Genomic DNA, 15,829 nt, shown 5'->3' on the forward strand with positions numbered 1-15,829 from the left:
CGGGGGTGGATCAGAACCCTGCCGCCACCGCAAGGCAGAGCGCCGACAGCAGCGCCCCGGCGCAGGCGGCCGCCAGCAGCGGTGCCGGCGTGCCGGGTTGCAGGGCCTCGGGGTGGCCGGGCGGGTGGCACAGGGTCAGCATCGCCCCGACCCTGGGCGGCCCGCCCGGCCGCGCCATGTGCAGGTGCGCCAGGCGCGTCGTGCCGTCGGGTTGCGGCACGGCAATTCCGATCGGCGTGGCCGCGTCGCCCGGCTCGGGCCGCGACACGACGATGCCTTCCAGGACCACCCAGCCGCGCCGTGCCCGCCACATGAGGAAGCAGGCGACGCTCGCGACGGCGGTCACCGGCAGGACCGCCCAGAGGACCAGGGCGGAGAGCCCGGGATCCGCCAGAGGGCCGCTCATGCCGCTCGGGCGCGGCCCCAGACCCGGCTGCAGAAGTCGGGATAGGTCTCGACCATCTCGTCGCAGACGCGGCCGCGCAGCAGGGCGAGTTCGGCCTCGGTCGGGTCGGGAGTGGCGGGGATGTCGCCGTCCACGTCGAAGCCGAAGCCGGTGGCTGCCCGCACGGAGTCCACCGTTTCCCCGGGGTGCAGGCTGTCCAGCGAGAAGCGCGCGCGGTCCGGATGGAAGCGGAAGACGCATTTGCCGGTGACCAGCGCCTGCGCCGTGCCGCGGCGGAAGACGCCAGGCGGCGAGACGCCGGGGGCGGAGATGTTGTCCACCCTCTCGACCAGCACGCGGGGGGAATGCTCCTCGCGGAACAGGATCGTCCGGGGCGTCATGAAATACATGAAGGCGGACCCGAAGCTGCCGGGGAAACGCACGCTCATGCCCGGCCATTCGCCGGTGCCGACCAGGTTGAGGTTGGCCTGTCCGTCGATCTGCCCGCCGCCGAGGAAGAACAGGTCGATCCGCCCCTGGCCGGTGAGGTCGAAGAGTTCCCGCGTGCCCTCGGTGAAGGGGTTGCCGCTGCGCTTGTGCAGCAGGGAAAGCCGCACCGGATTGCCCATCAGCTTCACCAGCCAGCAGGCCGCGGCCGGGATGGGGGAGGCGGCGCCGACCGCGATGTGCCGGGCCGGGGGGGCGGAGGGATCGAGGATCAGCCGCGCCAGCGTCGCCGCCAGCCGTTCTTCCAGGGCGATCGCGCTCATTCCGCAGCCACCTTCCGCGCACCGCCGAACACTTCGCGGTCAATCCAGGCGCGGAAGCCCTCCTCGGTCTTCGCCGCACGGGCGTAGTCGGCGACATAGGCGCTGTCGAAGCCGTATTCGTCGAGCAGCGCCACCGGATGCGCGCCGCGTTCGGCGATCGCCGCCGCGGTGATGTAGTTCGCGCTGATCGCACCCGGGGCCATGCGCTCATCCTCGAGGAAATTGCCCTCGACGACACGCTCCACCGTGACCAGCGCCTGCCTCGAGGCATGGGCGATCGTCGCGCACTCGCGCCGGCGGCCGAGCCAGACATTGCCCTCGCTGTCGGCCATGGCGGCGTGGAAGACGGCGAAGTCCGGCTGCTTGGCGGGCAGCAGCACGATGGGGTCCTCGCCGTTCTCGGCGAAGGGGTTCGGCACCACCTTCCAGTCCGGGCGGTTGGCGAGGATGTCGCTGCCGATGATCCCGCGCAGCGGCATGAAGGGCACGCCCTTCTCGGCTGCCTGGAGCATGGTGTGGATGGCCGGGCATGTGGCGTCGCGGACCTTGACGCGACCTTGCTTCAGCGCGGCGGTGAAGCGCGGCGGGAAGCCGGCCTCGCCGAGGGAGAGGGCGCTGGTCTCGACCTCCGCGACGCAGCCCGCGCCGATCAGCATGTCGGTCGCGAAGCCCGAGACCGGCACGCCGAGCAGCCGCAGCCTGCGCGCGCCCTTGCGGATCAGTGCCTTGGCGAGCGCGACGGACGGCAGGGAATTGTCGGGTGGCATCGCCACCAGCGCCCCATCGGGGATCTGGGCGGCGAGCGCGTCCACGGACGGCAGCATCATGGTCGGGTCCTCCGTGGCGAAGTCTAGCCCTCGGCCGGCGGGCGCGCCAAATCGCGGCCGGTGACACCGGCGGCAAGGCGCGCTAGAGCCGTCCGAACCGTTCCGGCACGAAGATGCGCATCGTCACCCTGCACGGCCGGCGTCTGACCCTTCGCCCCTGGCGGGCGGAGGATCTTCAACCTCTCCACGTCCTCAACGGCGATCCGGAGAGCATGCGCCACTTCCCAGCGGTGATGACGCGGGCGGAAAGCGATGCCTGGGCGGCCCGCCTGCAGGCCCATATGGAGGCCCATGGCTGGGGCTTCTGGGTGGCGGAGGAACACGGCGGCGCCCCCTTCGTCGGTGTCGTCGGGCTGATGAACATTCCGTGGGAAGCGCGCTTCACCCCGGCGGTCGAGGTCGGCTGGCGCATCTCGCCCGCCTTTCGCCGCCGCGGCTATGCGGCCGAAGCGGCGCGGCTGGCGCTCGACTTCGGCTTCGGGACACTTGGCCTGCCGGAGATCGTCGCCTTCACCGTGCCGGGCAACACCGCCTCCCGGCGGCTGATGGAGCGGCTCGGCATGCGGCCGGATGGAACCTTCGAGCATCCGCGGCTGCCCGAAGGCCACGAGCTGCGGCGCCATCTGCTCTACCGCCTGGCGGCCCCGGCGCGCTGAAGCGCTGCGGTGCGCGCGCGCACTCGATCTGCAACCATCCTGCGCTAGGATCATTTGCAAGCAACGACCCGGCAGGAGGTTTCCGTGTCCCGCATTCCGCTTCGCGCATTCGCCGCGTCCTTCGCGCTGATGGGCTCGCCCGCGATGGCCTCCTCGGTTTCCACGGCCTGGGCGCAGTTGCCGTCGAACAATCAGGAGGAATGCCTCAGCATCGGCAGCCGCGCGGTGGAGAGTGTCGGCTTCCGCGCCAGCATCTCCCAGGACCGCCAGACAGTCTTCGGCTGGCGCGGGGAGGAGGCGCTGACCGTCCGTTGCATCTCCGCCAGCGGCGTTGCGGTGGTCTTCGCCTGGGTGACGGACGAGGCGAATGACAGCGGCCGGCTCGTGGAAGCGGTGACCTCGGCCTACCGCAACCGCGGCGTGACGGGCGGCGGCAATCTCGGCGGCGGCAATCTCGGCGGCGGCAATCTCGGCGGCGGCAATTTCGGTGGCGGCGGCGGCAATCTCAGCCCTGGCGCCTTTGGCAGCGCGCCGGGCGGAGGCATCGTCAAGCGGTGATCTCCCGGGGGGGGGGCGGCGCGCCTCCCCGCAGGCGCAACGGACCCGCGCCGCCAGCGGCGGCGCAGCCCGGCCGATCCCGCCGCCCGCCCGATGACCGGAGGGGGCCGGCGCATGCGATGCTGCAATGCGGCGATCGGCATGCCATCGCCTCTTTCCCGGGGCCGCCGGCGACCGCAGGATAGCGCCTTCCCTGAGGATTCCTCCGCATGACCGTGTCCCGACAGGAATTCCGCGACGCCATGTCCCGCCTTGGCGCCGCGGTGAACATCGTCACCACCGATGGACCGGCCGGGCTTGGCGGCATGACCGTGAGCGCCGTCTGTTCGGTGACCGACGATCCGCCGACGCTGCTCGTCTGCCTCAACCGCGGCAGCCCGCAGAACCGGCTGTTCAAGGACAATGGCGTGCTCTGCGTGAACACCCTGGCGGCGGGGCAGGAGGCGCTGTCCGGCCTCTTTGCCGGCCGCAGCGCGGATGCCGACATGCCCGAGCGCTTCGCGAACGCGAGCTGGGGCCTGCTCGCGACCGGGGCGCCGGCGCTCGACGGCGCGACCGTGTCCTTCGACTGCCGCATCGCGGAGGTGGTGGAGCGCGGCACCCACAGCGTGATCTTTGCCGAGGTGGAGGCGGTGCGGCAGGGCGCGGCGTCGCGCGGGCTGATCTGGTTCAGCCGCGACTATCACCGCATCGGCGCGGAGTGAGGCGCGTCACCTTCCGCGCCACCCGCATCGCATCCCACCCATGCCGAAGCCGCAAAGGCGCCGTAAACGCCCATGACCCTATGCTGCAGACGGGCAGACAGAGGAGCGGCTGGCATGGCCGAAGTGAAGGTGGAGCTTCCGGACGAGTTGGCGCAGGAGATCGCGCGCCGCGCGGCCGCGCTCGGCACGACGGCCGAGGACTGGGTGGCTGCGGTGGTGCAGGATCTTGCCGCCGACCTGCCGGAGGACACCGCCGACGGGCCGGACGGCTGGATCGCGCGGTAGGGCCCTGCCCGCGAGGTTCGCCGGATGTCCGGCGAACGGCGCGGACGGGCAGGTCGCTGCAGACAATGGCCGGTGGCGTCAGAACGAAGCCCGCAGGGCTTCGGAATCAGGACACTGGGCCGCGCGCCTACCATTCCCCGTAGAAGACGCCGGCCGCCTTGTGGCGGTCGGTGCGGAGTTCGGCCTCGGCCCAGGTCAGCGTGGTCCGGCGCTTGAGGCCGGTGAACCAGGCGAGCAGGCGCGCGCGCAGCGCCTCGCGCACGCCTTCCAGCGCCGGGTCGGCGCCGAGGTCGTGGAATTCCTGCGGATCGGCGACGAGGTCGTAGAGCATCGGCCGGAACCCGTCCGTCCAGTGGACGAATTTCCAGCGGTCGGTACGCACCATCCAGGCATGGTGCTGGCCGGTCTTCAGGCCGAGCCGTCGGCGCGCGCCGCGGAAGGTCCAGTCGAGCTCGCTGAACACCGCGTCGCGCCAGGCCGGCGCGTCCCCGCGCGCGAGCGGCAGCAGGGACCGCCCCTCCACCACATGTTCCGCCGGATCGAGGCCGAGGCCGTCAAGAATCGTGGGAACCGCGTCGATCGCCTCGACGAAGCGGTCGTCGGCGCTGCCGCGCGTGGCATCGGCCTCGCCGGAAGGGTCGTAGAGCAGGAAGGGCACGCGCTGGATGCAGTCGTGGAACAGCTCCTTCTCGCCGAGCCAGTGGTCGCCGAGATAGTCGCCATGGTCGGATGTGAAGACGACCAGCGTGTCCCGCCAGCGGCCGAGCCGGTCCAGCGCCTCCCAGACCCGGCCGAGATGGTGGTCGAGCTGCGCGACCAGCCCCTGATAGGCGGGGCGCACCGTCGCGATGCAGTCATCCTGCTGGAAGGCGCGGGCGACTTCCTCGGCCTGGAACTCGCGCAGGACAGGGTGGGCCTGGTTGCCGCGCTCGGCCGCGTCGCGCGCGACGGGCAGGCATTGCTCGGGTGTGAACATCGCGTGCCAGGGCGCCGGCGCGATGTAGGGCCAGTGCGGCTTCACATAGGACAGGTGCAGCACCCAGGGACGGTCGCCCTGCTCCTCCATGAAGGCGATGCCGCGGTCGGTGGTGTAGGCGGTCTCGCTGTGCGCGTCCTTCACCCGCGCCGGGTAGCGCGCGTTGCGCATCTTCCAGCCGTTGCGCGTCGCGCCGGCCTCGTCGGTCACGGCGATGACATAGTCGGTCCAGGGATCCGTGCTGTCGTAGCCCTGGGCGCGCAGCCAGTCGGCATAGGCGCTGTCGGTCTCGGCATGGTGGCCGTCATGGCGGTCGACCAGGGTGAACCAGCCCTCGCGCAGCAGCACCGCGAGCTCGTCCTGCCCGTCGAGCAGCAGCCGCTTCATGCCGCGCGCATCGGGCAGCATGTGGGTCTTGCCGGCGAGGGCGAGGGTCCGCCCGCTCTCCCGCAGATGCCAGCCGAGCGTGACCTCCCCGACCGAGAGCGGCACCCGGTTGTGCGTCGCGCCGTGGCTCGACACGTAGCGGCCGGTGTAGGCGCTCATGCGGGATGGCCCGCAGATGCCGGACTGGACATAGGCCTGGGTGAAGCGAACGCCGCGCGCGGCCAGGGCGTCGATGTTCGGCGTCTTCAGGAAGGGATGGCCGGCGCAGCCGAGATGATCCCAGCGCAACTGGTCGCACATGACGTAGAGCACGTTGCGAATGGTCATGTGCGTTCCCTGCCGTTTGCGTGCGCAGCCTAGCGGCGCCGCGGCGGTGCGGAAGGGGGCGGGGCGGGGAGGCCGGGCGGCGCCCCGCCGGGCCTCCCCGCGGCGCCGGAACGCAGAAGGCCCCGGAGGTTGCCCTCCGGGGCCTTCCCATCGCGTGGCCGGTGTGCGGCCCGCGAAACCCTGGTGACCCGCGAGCTCGGCCTGCGCCATCCGGGTATGACCCTCGGGCCCTGCGGCCCGATGGTCACCGGATGGTCAGGCGCCCGCGGTGATCCGGGCCACGGGCGCGACAGCCCGATTGATGCGATGAGACACCGGATCACCTCCTTTCGGTTGTTGACGACGAAGCCATGCTGCGCCGCGGCGAGGCCGCTGCGCAACCACTTCGATGCGAGTCGCCGCCGCCGGGGCGGATTCGTGTCTGACCGGATTGAACGGTGATGGGTCGATGGGGCCACGGACGGCACGGCAGCCCTCGCCGACCCGACCTGCCGGCGCATCCCGGGCATCCGCGCGGGAGGGCGAGAAGCCGGCCGGCGCCATCGTCGCCCGCTTCGCCGTCAATGCCCCGGCTATCTCAAGGGGCTGAATCAGGCCGGGCTGGCGCGCATGCGCATCGACGGGCAGCGGAGGCTCCACGGCCTCGGCCCCGGCGGCCTTCGGCCCGGACGGATCGCGCCGGTCGGCGCGATCGATGCGCGGCTGGAGCAGCTTCGGTTCGCCCCGGCTCACGGCAGCCGCTCCAGCCCCTTGTTTTTGCGAGCATCTTCACCCGATCCGGTGATCCCGCCTGACCGGGATCTGCTCCAGGGGCGAAGTGCGCGGCGCACCGCGGCCCCTGAACGCGAAAGGCCCCGGCGGTTTCCCACCGGGGCCCCGTCGCGGTCGCGCCCGGAGCGCGTCGGATCAGGACAGTTCGGCGTAGGCGCCGTTGCGCCAGATGTAGAAGACGTAGTCCGGCACCGTGACGTCGCCCTTGGCGTCGAAGGAGATCGGGCCGAGCACCGTCTGCCACGGCCCTTCCGCCTTGATCACGGCGGCGAGCCGGCGCGCCTCGGTGCTGTTCGCCTTCGTCGCCGCGGCGGCGAAGATCTGGATCGCCGCGTAGGTGTAGAGGACGTAGCCCTCCGGATCGACGTTGCGGGCGCGGAAGCGCGCCACCACCTCGGCCGCCGTCGGCCGCTTGCGCGGGTCGGAGGAGAAGGTCATCAGCGTGCCTTCGCCGGCCGCGCCGGAGATCTGCCAGAACTCGTTCGTCACCAGCGCGTCGCCGCCGATCAGGGTGACGTTCATCCCCTGCTCCTTGGCCTGGCGGATGATCAGCCCGCCTTCGGTGTGGTAGCCGCCGAGGTAGATGACGTCGACGTTCGCCGCCTTCATGCGGCTGACCAGGGCGTTGTAGTCGCGCTCACCCGGCGTGTAGGCGGCGTAGAGCGTCTCCTGCATGCCGCCGGCGTTCATCGCCTTCTTGGTCTCGTCCGCGAGCCCCTTCCCGTAGGCGGTGTTGTCGTGAAGGATCGCGACGCGGCGGTTGCGGAAGTTCCGCAGGATGTAGGCGCCGGCCACCTGGCCCTGCTGGTCGTCGCGGCCGCAGGTGCGGAAGGTGTTCCACTTGCCTTCGTCGGTGAAGCGCGGGTTGGTCGAGGCGGGCGAGATCTGCAGCACGCCTTCCTCGGCATAGACGTCGCGCGCCGGGATCGAGGAGCCGGAGCAGAAATGCCCGGCGACGAAGACGACGCGCCGCGCGGCGAGCTGGTTCGCCACCGAGACCGCCTGGCGCGGGTCGCAGGCGTCGTCGCCGATCTCGAGCGCGAGCTGCCGGCCGAGCACGCCGCCGGCCGCGTTGATGTCGTTCACCGCCTGGGTGGCGCCTTCGCGCATCTGGGTGCCGAAGGCGGCGTACTGGCCGGTCATCGGGCCCGCGGTGGCGATCCGGATGGGGCCGGAAGCGGCCTGTGCGAAGGCGTCGCGTCCGATGGCGAGCGTGCCGAGGCCCGCGCCGAGCACCAGCCTGCGTGTCGTGAGCATCCTTTTGTCCCCTTCGCTGAAGCCGACCGTCGTCCGTGCCCCGATGGCACGGCGACCGCCATCGCGGCGGAGGGTAGGGCAGACGCGAGCGGCTTGCCCAGCGTGACCTTCCGCACACGGCGTCCGGCACATACTGGCAACGAGCGGAGCGTCCTGTTACTCTGTCTCGCCGAGGTCTTCCCGGAGTAATTTTTGATGCGCGCCTCCCTTCGCCGCCCCATCGCCAGCGTCACCGCCGCCGTCATGCTGGCCGGTTGCGTCTCGACCCAGGCCGGGCGCATCGGCGCGGACGATGGGCGCGACGCCTGCCGCGCCTATGTGGTGCAGCTCGATTCGACCGGGGATTTCTACGGCGAGGACATCCTCCGCGGCGCCGCGATCGGCGCCGGCACGGGCGCGCTGGCGGGCGGCATCATCGCCGCGGCGACCGGGCGGCGCGGCAGCGACATCCTGGCCGGGGCGGCAATCGGCGCGCTCGCCGGCGGCATCGTCGGCGGCGTCGGCGGCTACCTCGCGGCGCGGCAGCGCCAGGCGCAGGACCAGGGCGCGCTGGTGCAGGCGGTGGGCGGCGACCTCGCCAACGAGAACCGCCAGCTCGCGGCCACCCAGCTCGCCTTCAACCAGCTCGTCGATTGCCGGGTGAACACCGCCAACCGGATCCGCAGCGATGTCCGCGCCGGCCGCATGTCGCGCGACCAGGGCATGGCGCTGATGAGCTACCAGCGTGACCTGATGCGCCGCGACGTGGCCCTGGCGCGGCAGATCAACGAGAAGATCGGCACCCGCGGCGCCGAGTTCGACACCGCGATCGAGAACATCGCCCCTGGCACCAAGGGGGCGATGACGGCGCGCGCGGGCCGGCCGCAGCCGGTGACGACGCGCGTCTCCGCCCCCATCCGCATCCGGCCCGATGCCGGCGCGCCGCAGATCGGCCAGCTCGGCCCGAACGAACAGGTCACGGTGCGCCCGGCCGAGGGCAGCTTCGCGCTGGTCGAGACCTCCTCCGGCGTGCGCGGCTACGTGCCGGCGAATGCCGTCGGCGTGCGCGGCCTGGGCAGCCCGACGGCGAATGTCGGCGGGCGCGGGCAGGAAGGCGAGTTCCGCCAGCTCGCCGCGACCAACATCGCGCGGCGCGACAACTTCGCCGAGAGCGTGCAGACCGCCGACCGCCTGGCGGAGGGCCAGGGCTTCGAGCTGGCCGGCTGAACCCATGTCCGGCCGCCGCCTGCTCCGCGGGTTCTGGCTCGCGGCGGTCCTTGCGCTCGCGCCCGCGGCGCCGCACGGCCAGGCGCTGAACGAGCCGCCGCAGCAGCCCTTCCTGCGCATCGAGGCCGAGGCTCATATCGCCCCGGTCGCGCGGCTGGCGATCGATGCGGAAGGCTCCGTGCTGGCGAGCGTCTCGGACGACAAGACGCTGCGGCTGTGGAACCTGCCCGAGGGGACGCCGCGCCTCGTCATCCGCCCGCCGATCGGGACCGAGGCGGAGGGCGAGCTCTACGCCGTCGCGATGACGCCCGATGGCGCGCGCGTCGCGGCCGCCGGCTTCACCGCGCGATCCTGGGACAGCGGCTTCGCCCTCTATATCCACGATGCGCGCACGGGGCGGCTGATGGCGCGGCTGCCGGGCCTCGCGGCGCCGGTGCAGCACCTCGCGTTTTCCGCGGACGGGACGCGGCTCGCCGCGGCCCTTGGCGGGCGCGCCGGCGTCAAGGTGTGGGATGCGCGGAACGGGCGGCTGCTCTTCGAGGACACCGCCTATACCGGCCCCGCCCGCATGGTCGCCTTCGACGCGGCGGGGCGGCTCGCGGCGAGTTCCGCCGATGGCGGCATCCGCCTGTACGGCGCGGAGGGCCAGCGCCTCGGCAGCCGCGTGCCGGTGCCGGGCGGGCGCCCCTATGGCCTGGCCTTCTCGCCCGAGGGGTCGCTGATCGCCGTCGGCTACGAGGACCGGCTGCGGGTGGAGGTGCTCTCCGCCACCGACCTGCGCACCGTCTTCGTTCCCGATGCCGGCGGACTGGCGGGGGAGGGGCTGCCGGCCGTCACCTGGGCGCATGACGGGCGCGGCGGGGTGCAGCTCCATGCGGCAGGCTATGCGCGGCTCACCCGCGGCGGCGCCGCGCCCGCGCCGGCATCGCAGGGCGGGGCAGGGACGCGCGGGTCGAGCTCGGGCTCCTCGCAGGGTGGGCGCGGGCTGGTGGTGCGCGAACAGCAGCCGGCGCCGGCGCCGGCGCCCGCACCGGTGCCGGCCCAGGCGGCGTCGCCAGAAGCGCGACGGGAGTTCGTCATCCGCCGCTGGGCGGATTTCGGGCTGGGTGGGTCCACCGACATCGCCGCCGCGCGGGATGCCATCTCCCATCTGCTGCCGCTACCGCAGGGCGGGCTGGTCTTCGCCGCCGCCGATCCGGGCTGGGGACGCATCGCGCCGGACGGGGTGCTGGCCACTGCCCCGCGTCCGCCGGGCGGCGACTTCCGCAACACCGGGGTGACGCTGGCGCTGTCCGCCGACGGGACGCAGGTGCGCTTCACGCTGCGCGCCGGCGGTGCGCCGCTGGTCTTCGATCCGCTGACGGGCAATCTCTCCGCCTGGAGCGGAGAGGCCGGGTTCCACGCCGCGCGCACCGAGACGCCGCGCATCCGCGTGCTGGACTGGCAGGGTTCGAACCGTCCGCGCCTGGGCAACATGCCGCTGCGGCTGGGGGAGGGCGAATTCTCCCGCAGCCTCGCGATCCTGGTGCGGGAGGACGGTTTCCTTCTTGGCACCGACAATCATCTGCGGCTGTTCGACGCGCAGGGGCGGCTGGTCGATTCCATCGCCACGCCTGGCGCGGTCTGGGGCCTGACGGTTGCGGGCGACATGGGTGTCGCGGCGCTCGGCGACGGCACCATCCGCTGGTACCGCTTCGAGGCCGGCGCGTTGCGGGAGCAGGCCGCGCTCTTCGTCCATGCCGAGACCCTGAAATGGGTGCTGTGGACGCCGGAGGGGCTGTTCGACCACGCGCCCAATGGCGGGCAGGAACTGGTCGGCGTGCACCTCAATGGCGGGCGCAACCAGACGCCGGAATGGGCGTCCTTCCAGCAGGCCTATCGTGCGCTCTACGCGCCGAGGGCGGTGCGCGGAAAGATCGCGGGCGACTTCGCGCCGGCGCAGGAGCGGCTGACGCAGCTCGGCGAGGTGCGCAGCCGCATCGGCCGGCTGCCGACCCTCGCGCCCGGCACGCTCTGCGCGGTGGTGGGCGATGAGTGCCGCAGCCTCGCCTGGGATGCGCGCGCCCTGCCGGAAGGCGCCTCCGCGCTGCGCATGACCTTCACCGCGACCGATCGCGGCCTCGGCTTCGGTCCTCTCGACGTGCTGGTGAACGACCGCATCGCCGCCCGCGCCGAACCGGCGGTCGGCGAGGCGAGCGCCGAGGTGCCGCTCGACCCTGGCACCAACCGCATCGCGACGCGGCTGTATGGCAGCGACGGGACGCTGTTCGCCGAAGGACCGTCCATGCTGCTGCGCCGGCCGGGCGAGCCGGAGGCGCCACCGGGCGCCGGGCGGCTGGTGGTGCTGGCCGTGGGGGTGAACGAGTACGCGCTGTCGGATCTCAACCTGCGCTTCGCCGAGCCCGATGCGCGATCGGTGGGCGATGCGCTGCGGGCCAGCGGCAACGGGCTGTTCCGCGACGTCGACCTGCGCTTCCTGCCCAGCGCGCGGGCGAACCGCCGCGGCGTGCTGGACGCGCTCGCCGCCGTGGCGCGTGACACCGGGCCGGCGGACACCTTCGTCCTGTACCTCGCCGGGCACGGCATCGTCGCGCAGCCTGGCAACCGCTTCCTCTTCCTGCCCTCCGACGTGCGGGACACCAGCAACTTCACGGTGCTGCGGGAACAGGCGGTGGACGATGCGACGCTGGTGGCGGCGCTCGCGCGCATCCGCGCGCGCGACGCCTTCATCATGATCGACACCTGCTATGCGGGGCAGGTGGACATCGACCAGCTCGCGGCGATCGGCAACGACACCGGGCGGTTCCTGCTGGCGGCGTCGTCGAGCGTGCAGGAAGCGCTGGATTCCTACGACGACCGCAATGGCGTGTTCGCCTACGCCCTGATGGAAGGGCTGCGCGGGCGGGCGGCGGTGGATACGGAAGGGCGCGTCACGGCGCTCGCGCTCGGCGAATGGGTGATGCGGCGGGTGCCGCAGCTCGCGCGCGAGAAGGGGCACCAGCAGAATGCGGTGTTCCGGGCGGCACAGCGGGATCTCAGGTCGTTCCCGGTGGCCGTGGTGCAGCGGTAGGGCGGGCCGGGTCGCGCGGCGGCACCTGGCAAGGTGTCCACGCAAGCCGCGACCTGGACCAGCTCCGGTCGCCGCAGCGAAGGGCAGTCCCCGCGAACGGACAGCACAAGGCCGGCTGTCGCTCCGCGCGGGGAGCCTGGGGCGGGGGCAGTTCCGCCCGCGCCGCGGCGGTGCTGGCCTTCAGTCTCCGGGCGGCGTCGCGACGCAGCCCCCGCCGCTGCGGGTGAACGAGGCCACGCGCCCGTCCCGCATCTCGAACGTCACGCGGCAGGGCGGCGGCGGCGCATAGGCCGGGTAGGCGGTGCCGATCCCCCAGCCGGTGCCGTAGCCGCCGCGCCAACCGACGCCGCCGAACCCGACGCCCACGATCGGGGTCGGTGTCGAGGTACCGAGCCGTTCGTATTGCAGGAACCGCCGGCCCTCCGGCGTGGTGAAATCCCCGTCGGGCACGCCGAGCGCCTGCACCAGGTCGCCCTCCCGCGTGCCGACGAAGGCCTGCATGCGGGCGTCGAAGCCGGCCTGGGTGGCGCAGGCCGCAAGAGCAACGCCGGTCAGCAGCAGGATCGCGCGCATGAATGGAGGATGGGCCGGGATGCCGGCGATTTCCAGAGCGGCTTCCGTTCGCACGCGCTCACGGCGACCACTCTAGCCTCTTGCTTTCGCGAGCATTTTCACCCGATCAGGCGAGTCCACCTGTTCGGGATCTGCGCTAGAGCGGTTTCCGTTCGCCTTGGCTCACGGCAACCGCTCCGGCCTCTTGTTATCGCGAGCATCTTTGCCCGATCAGGTGATTCCACCTGATCGGGATCTGCTCTAGGCCGCCTCGCCCGCCGCCCAGCCGCTGGACCAGGCCCATTGGAAATTGTAGCCGCCGAGCCAGCCGGTGACGTCCACCGCCTCCCCGATCACGAAGAGGCCGGGGACGTCCTTCGCCGCCATGGTCTGCGAGGACAGCCCGGCGGTGTCGACACCACCGAGCGTGACCTCCGCCTTCGCATAGCCCTCGGTGCCCGAAGGCTCGAGCCGCCAGGCCTTGAGCAGCGCGCCGAGGCGTCTCAACTCGGCATCGCCGGTTTCGCCGATGACCCGCGGCGGCAGGTGCAGCGCGGCGAAAGCCTGGGCGAGGCGCTGCGGCAGCAGCTCCGCCAGGATGGTGCGCGATTCCGCCTTCGGCCGCGCGCGCTTCGCCGCCAGCAGCAGCGCGGTCGCGTCCTGCCCCGGCAGCAGGTCGAGGGTGACGGCCTCGCGCTCCCGCCAATATGAGGAAACCTGCAGCACCGAAGGGCCTGACAGTCCGCGATGGGTGAAGAGCATCGCCTCCGGGAAGGCTGCCTTGCCGCAGCGGGCGATCACCGGCAGGGCGAGGCCGGCGAGCGGGCGCATGAGGTCGAGCGCTTCGCCCGCGAAGGTCAGCGGCACCAGGCCCGGGCGCGGGTCGACCAGCGGCAGACCGAAGCGGTGCGCGACGTCGTGCGCAAGGCCCGTGGCGCCCATCTTCGGGATGGAGAGGCCGCCGGTCGCCAGCACCAGGCTGCCGGACGTGAAGGCGCCGCGGTCGGTCTCGATGCGGAAGCGGTCGCCGCGCGTGATGTCGGTGACGCGGTGGCGCAGGCGGAGGTCGACGCCGGCGGCGTCGCATTCCGCCAGCAGCATCGCCACGACCTGCCGCGCCGAGCCGTCGCAGAACAATTGCCCGAGCGTCTTCTCATGGAAGGCAATGCGGTGCTTGCGCACGAGCGCGATGAAGTCGTGCTGCGTGAAGCGGGACAGCGCCGAACGCGCGAAGTGGCGGTTCCGCGACAGGAAGCGTTCCGGCACGCAGCCGGTGTTGGTGAAGTTGCAGCGCCCGCCGCCGGAGATCAGGATCTTCTTCCCCACCTCCTCGGCATGGTCCAGCAGCAGCACGCGGCGGCCGCGCTGGCCCGCGCGCATGGCGGCGAAGAGGCCCGCCGCGCCGGCCCCGATGACGACGACGTCGAACTGGGTCACGCGGCCGCCGCGAGCCCCGCCATGTCGCGCCCCACCGCCTCCGCCACGCGGATGCCGTCCACGCCGGCGGAGAAGATGCCGCCCGCATAGCCGGCGCCTTCCCCGGCCGGATACAGCCCGATCGTGTTCACGCTGCGGAAGGACGCATCGCGGCGGATGCGCACGGGGGAGGAGGTACGCGTCTCGACCCCCGTCATCACCGCGTCCTCCATGTCGTAGCCGCGGATCTGCCTGCCGAAGGCGGGCAGTGCCTCGCGGATCGCGGCGACGACGAAATCGGGCAGGCAGAGCGCAAGGTCGGTCGGCGTGACGCCGGGCTTGTAGGACGGCAGCACGGAGCCGAGCGCCGTCGAAGGCCGCCCGGCGAGGAAATCCCCGACGAGTTGCGCCGGGGCGCGGTAGTCGCCGCCGCCGGCGACGAAGGCGCGTTCCTCCCAGTGCCGCTGGAAGGCGATGCCGGCGAGCGGGTGGCCGGGATAGTCCTGTTCCGGCGTGATGCCGACGACGATGCCCGAATTGGCATTCCGCTCGGCGCGCGAATACTGGCTCATGCCGTTGGTGACGACGCGGCCGGGCTCGCTGGCCGCCGCCACCACGGTCCCGCCCGGGCACATGCAGAAGGAATAGACGCCGCGCCCGTTGGCGCAGTGATGCACCAGCTTGTAGTCCGCTGCGCCGAGGATCCTGTTGCCCGCGAAATCGCCGAAGCGCGCGCGGTCGATGATCGATTGCGGATGCTCGATGCGCACGCCGATGGAGAAGGGCTTCGCCTCGATGTGCACGCCGCGGTCGAACAGCACCTGGAAGGTGTCCCGCGCCGAATGGCCGATGGCGAGCACGACGTGGTCGGTCTCGATCGTCTCGCCCGTCTCGGTGACGACGCCGCGAAGACGGCGGATGCCGTCCCGGCCCGTCTCGACGACGAAATCCGTCACTTTCGTCCGGAAGCGGTACTCGCCGCCGAGCGCGGTGATCTTCTCGCGCAGGCTTTCCACCATCGTCACCAGGCGGAAGGTGCCGATATGCGGCTTGGCGACGGTGAGGATCTCCTCCGGCGCGCCGGCGGCGACGAATTCCTCCAGCACCTTGCGGGCGAGGGACTCAGGGGCCTTGATGCCGGAATAGAGCTTGCCGTCGGAGAAGGTGCCGGCGCCGCCCTCGCCGAACTGCACGTTGCTCTCGGGCACCAGGACCGATCGGCGCCATAGGCCCCAGGTGTCCTTGGTGCGTTCGCGCACCACCTTGCCGCGGTCGAGGATGATCGGCCGGAAGCCCATCTCCGCCAGGATCAGCGCGGCGAGCAGGCCGCAGGGGCCGGTGCCGATCACCACCGGCCGCCGCCAGCCGCCGGCCGGTGCGCGGGCGACGTGGCGATAGGCGGTGTCGGGCGTCCGGCCGAGGGTGCGTGCGAGGACCTTGTCCCGCGCGGCGCGGCGCAGCAGGGCGGCCTCGTCCGCCACCTCGATGTCCACCGAGTAGACCAGGAAGATGTCCGACCGCTTGCGCGCATCCCAGGCGCGGCGGGCGATGTGCAGGGACCGCAGCTCCTCGCCCTTGAGGCCGAGCCGGGTGCGCACCGCCGCCTCGATGGCCCCCTCCGGGTGGTCGAGCGGCAGTTTCAGTTCCGTCAGTCGCAGCATGGGGCGGGCCTATAGCATGGC

Annotated in this window: 15 protein-coding genes; 6 read left to right on the forward strand and 9 right to left on the reverse strand. The window is 72.2% G+C overall.

What is annotated here, in order from left to right:
* Positions 1-10: 10 nt before the first annotated feature.
* Genes GXW74_RS22160 through GXW74_RS22170 form a run of 3 tightly spaced genes read right to left on the reverse strand, consistent with a single transcriptional unit; the run spans position 11 to position 1,982 of the window.
* Positions 11-406: a hypothetical protein gene (locus GXW74_RS22160; RefSeq protein WP_211848774.1), complete on the reverse strand. Its 396-nt coding sequence runs from the start codon at positions 404-406 to the stop codon at positions 11-13.
* Positions 403-1,155: a CoA-transferase gene (locus GXW74_RS22165; RefSeq protein ID WP_211848775.1), complete on the reverse strand. Its 753-nt coding sequence runs from the start codon at positions 1,153-1,155 to the stop codon at positions 403-405. The genes GXW74_RS22160 and GXW74_RS22165 overlap by 4 nt, the downstream gene beginning before the upstream one ends.
* Positions 1,152-1,982 carry a CoA transferase subunit A gene (locus GXW74_RS22170; protein ID WP_211848776.1) on the reverse strand — a complete coding sequence of 277 codons (831 nt, stop codon included), beginning with the start codon at positions 1,980-1,982 and terminating at the stop codon, positions 1,152-1,154. Before GXW74_RS22170 ends, GXW74_RS22165 begins: the two co-directional genes overlap by 4 nt.
* Positions 1,983-2,095: 113 nt before the next feature.
* On the opposite strand from GXW74_RS22170, the gene GXW74_RS22175 reads away from it, so the two are divergent.
* From GXW74_RS22175 to GXW74_RS22190, 4 genes are all read left to right on the forward strand, one after another.
* A complete protein-coding gene (locus GXW74_RS22175; RefSeq protein ID WP_211848777.1) occupies positions 2,096-2,638 on the forward strand; it encodes a GNAT family N-acetyltransferase in 543 nt (180 codons plus the stop codon).
* 84 nt (positions 2,639-2,722) lie between these two features.
* A complete protein-coding gene (locus tag GXW74_RS22180; RefSeq protein WP_211848778.1) occupies positions 2,723-3,196 on the forward strand; it encodes a hypothetical protein in 474 nt (157 codons plus the stop codon).
* A 209-nt stretch (positions 3,197-3,405) separates the two neighbouring features.
* Positions 3,406-3,900 carry a flavin reductase gene (locus GXW74_RS22185; RefSeq protein ID WP_211848779.1) on the forward strand — a complete coding sequence of 165 codons (495 nt, stop codon included), beginning with the start codon at positions 3,406-3,408 and terminating at the stop codon, positions 3,898-3,900.
* A gap of 114 nt (positions 3,901-4,014) precedes the next feature.
* Positions 4,015-4,185 carry a hypothetical protein gene (locus tag GXW74_RS22190; protein WP_211848780.1) on the forward strand — a complete coding sequence of 57 codons (171 nt, stop codon included), beginning with the start codon at positions 4,015-4,017 and terminating at the stop codon, positions 4,183-4,185.
* A gap of 127 nt (positions 4,186-4,312) precedes the next feature.
* Here the strand turns inward: GXW74_RS22190 and GXW74_RS22195 are convergent, their stop codons facing one another.
* The 3 genes from GXW74_RS22195 to GXW74_RS22205 all read right to left on the reverse strand — a co-directional run bounded on the left by GXW74_RS22195 (position 4,313) and on the right by GXW74_RS22205 (position 7,903).
* Complete coding sequence (locus GXW74_RS22195; protein ID WP_211848781.1) at positions 4,313-5,875, reverse strand: sulfatase-like hydrolase/transferase; 1,563 nt, start codon at positions 5,873-5,875, stop codon at positions 4,313-4,315.
* Between the two features lie 255 nt (positions 5,876-6,130).
* Complete coding sequence (locus GXW74_RS22200) at positions 6,131-6,607, reverse strand: hypothetical protein (RefSeq protein WP_211848782.1); 477 nt, start codon at positions 6,605-6,607, stop codon at positions 6,131-6,133.
* 174 nt (positions 6,608-6,781) lie between these two features.
* Positions 6,782-7,903 (reverse strand): branched-chain amino acid ABC transporter substrate-binding protein, encoded by a 1,122-nt coding sequence (locus GXW74_RS22205; protein ID WP_211848783.1) that lies wholly within the window; start codon positions 7,901-7,903, stop codon positions 6,782-6,784.
* Positions 7,904-8,098: 195 nt separating this feature from the next.
* Here GXW74_RS22205 and GXW74_RS22210 point away from each other — a divergent pair, with 195 nt between their 5' ends.
* Both GXW74_RS22210 and GXW74_RS22215 read left to right on the forward strand, forming a co-directional pair.
* Complete coding sequence (locus tag GXW74_RS22210; RefSeq protein ID WP_211848784.1) at positions 8,099-9,109, forward strand: SH3 domain-containing protein; 1,011 nt, start codon at positions 8,099-8,101, stop codon at positions 9,107-9,109.
* Between the two features lie 4 nt (positions 9,110-9,113).
* The gene (locus tag GXW74_RS22215) at positions 9,114-12,179 is read left to right on the forward strand and encodes a caspase family protein (protein ID WP_211848785.1); all 3,066 of its coding nucleotides are present in this window, start codon (positions 9,114-9,116) and stop codon (positions 12,177-12,179) included.
* Positions 12,180-12,359: 180 nt separating this feature from the next.
* On the opposite strand, the gene GXW74_RS22220 is transcribed toward GXW74_RS22215, so the two are convergent.
* The 3 genes from GXW74_RS22220 to GXW74_RS22230 form a co-directional block, all read right to left on the reverse strand.
* On the reverse strand, positions 12,360-12,752 hold the full coding sequence (locus GXW74_RS22220) for a hypothetical protein (protein ID WP_211848786.1): 393 nt from the start codon (positions 12,750-12,752) through the stop codon (positions 12,360-12,362).
* A gap of 240 nt (positions 12,753-12,992) precedes the next feature.
* Entirely contained in the window at positions 12,993-14,168 is a 1,176-nt protein-coding gene (locus GXW74_RS22225) for a BaiN/RdsA family NAD(P)/FAD-dependent oxidoreductase (protein ID WP_211848787.1), read from the reverse strand.
* Complete coding sequence (locus GXW74_RS22230) at positions 14,165-15,808, reverse strand: NAD(P)/FAD-dependent oxidoreductase (RefSeq protein WP_211848788.1); 1,644 nt, start codon at positions 15,806-15,808, stop codon at positions 14,165-14,167. The genes GXW74_RS22225 and GXW74_RS22230 overlap by 4 nt, the downstream gene beginning before the upstream one ends.
* Between the last annotated feature and the right edge of the window lie 21 nt (positions 15,809-15,829).

Source organism: Neoroseomonas eburnea, assembly GCF_018129005.1.
Classification (GTDB): Bacteria; Pseudomonadota; Alphaproteobacteria; order Acetobacterales; family Acetobacteraceae; genus Neoroseomonas; species Neoroseomonas eburnea.

What these genes read in the sequence shown, in the direction of transcription:
- GXW74_RS22160 (WP_211848774.1), bottom strand. Translation starts at nt 406, where the DNA reads ATGAGCGGCCCTCTGGCGGATCCCGGGCTCTCCGCCCTGGTCCTCTGG.
- GXW74_RS22165 (WP_211848775.1), bottom strand. Translation starts at nt 1,155, where the DNA reads ATGAGCGCGATCGCCCTGGAAGAACGGCTGGCGGCGACGCTGGCGCGG.
- GXW74_RS22170 (WP_211848776.1), bottom strand. Translation starts at nt 1,982, where the DNA reads ATGATGCTGCCGTCCGTGGACGCGCTCGCCGCCCAGATCCCCGATGGG.
- GXW74_RS22175 (WP_211848777.1), top strand. Translation starts at nt 2,096, where the DNA reads ATGCGCATCGTCACCCTGCACGGCCGGCGTCTGACCCTTCGCCCCTGG.
- GXW74_RS22185 (WP_211848779.1), top strand. Translation starts at nt 3,406, where the DNA reads ATGACCGTGTCCCGACAGGAATTCCGCGACGCCATGTCCCGCCTTGGC.
- GXW74_RS22190 (WP_211848780.1), top strand. Translation starts at nt 4,015, where the DNA reads ATGGCCGAAGTGAAGGTGGAGCTTCCGGACGAGTTGGCGCAGGAGATC.
- GXW74_RS22195 (WP_211848781.1), bottom strand. Translation starts at nt 5,875, where the DNA reads ATGACCATTCGCAACGTGCTCTACGTCATGTGCGACCAGTTGCGCTGG.
- GXW74_RS22205 (WP_211848783.1), bottom strand. Translation starts at nt 7,903, where the DNA reads ATGCTCACGACACGCAGGCTGGTGCTCGGCGCGGGCCTCGGCACGCTC.
- GXW74_RS22210 (WP_211848784.1), top strand. Translation starts at nt 8,099, where the DNA reads ATGCGCGCCTCCCTTCGCCGCCCCATCGCCAGCGTCACCGCCGCCGTC.
- GXW74_RS22215 (WP_211848785.1), top strand. Translation starts at nt 9,114, where the DNA reads ATGTCCGGCCGCCGCCTGCTCCGCGGGTTCTGGCTCGCGGCGGTCCTT.
- GXW74_RS22220 (WP_211848786.1), bottom strand. Translation starts at nt 12,752, where the DNA reads ATGCGCGCGATCCTGCTGCTGACCGGCGTTGCTCTTGCGGCCTGCGCC.
- GXW74_RS22230 (WP_211848788.1), bottom strand. Translation starts at nt 15,808, where the DNA reads ATGCTGCGACTGACGGAACTGAAACTGCCGCTCGACCACCCGGAGGGG.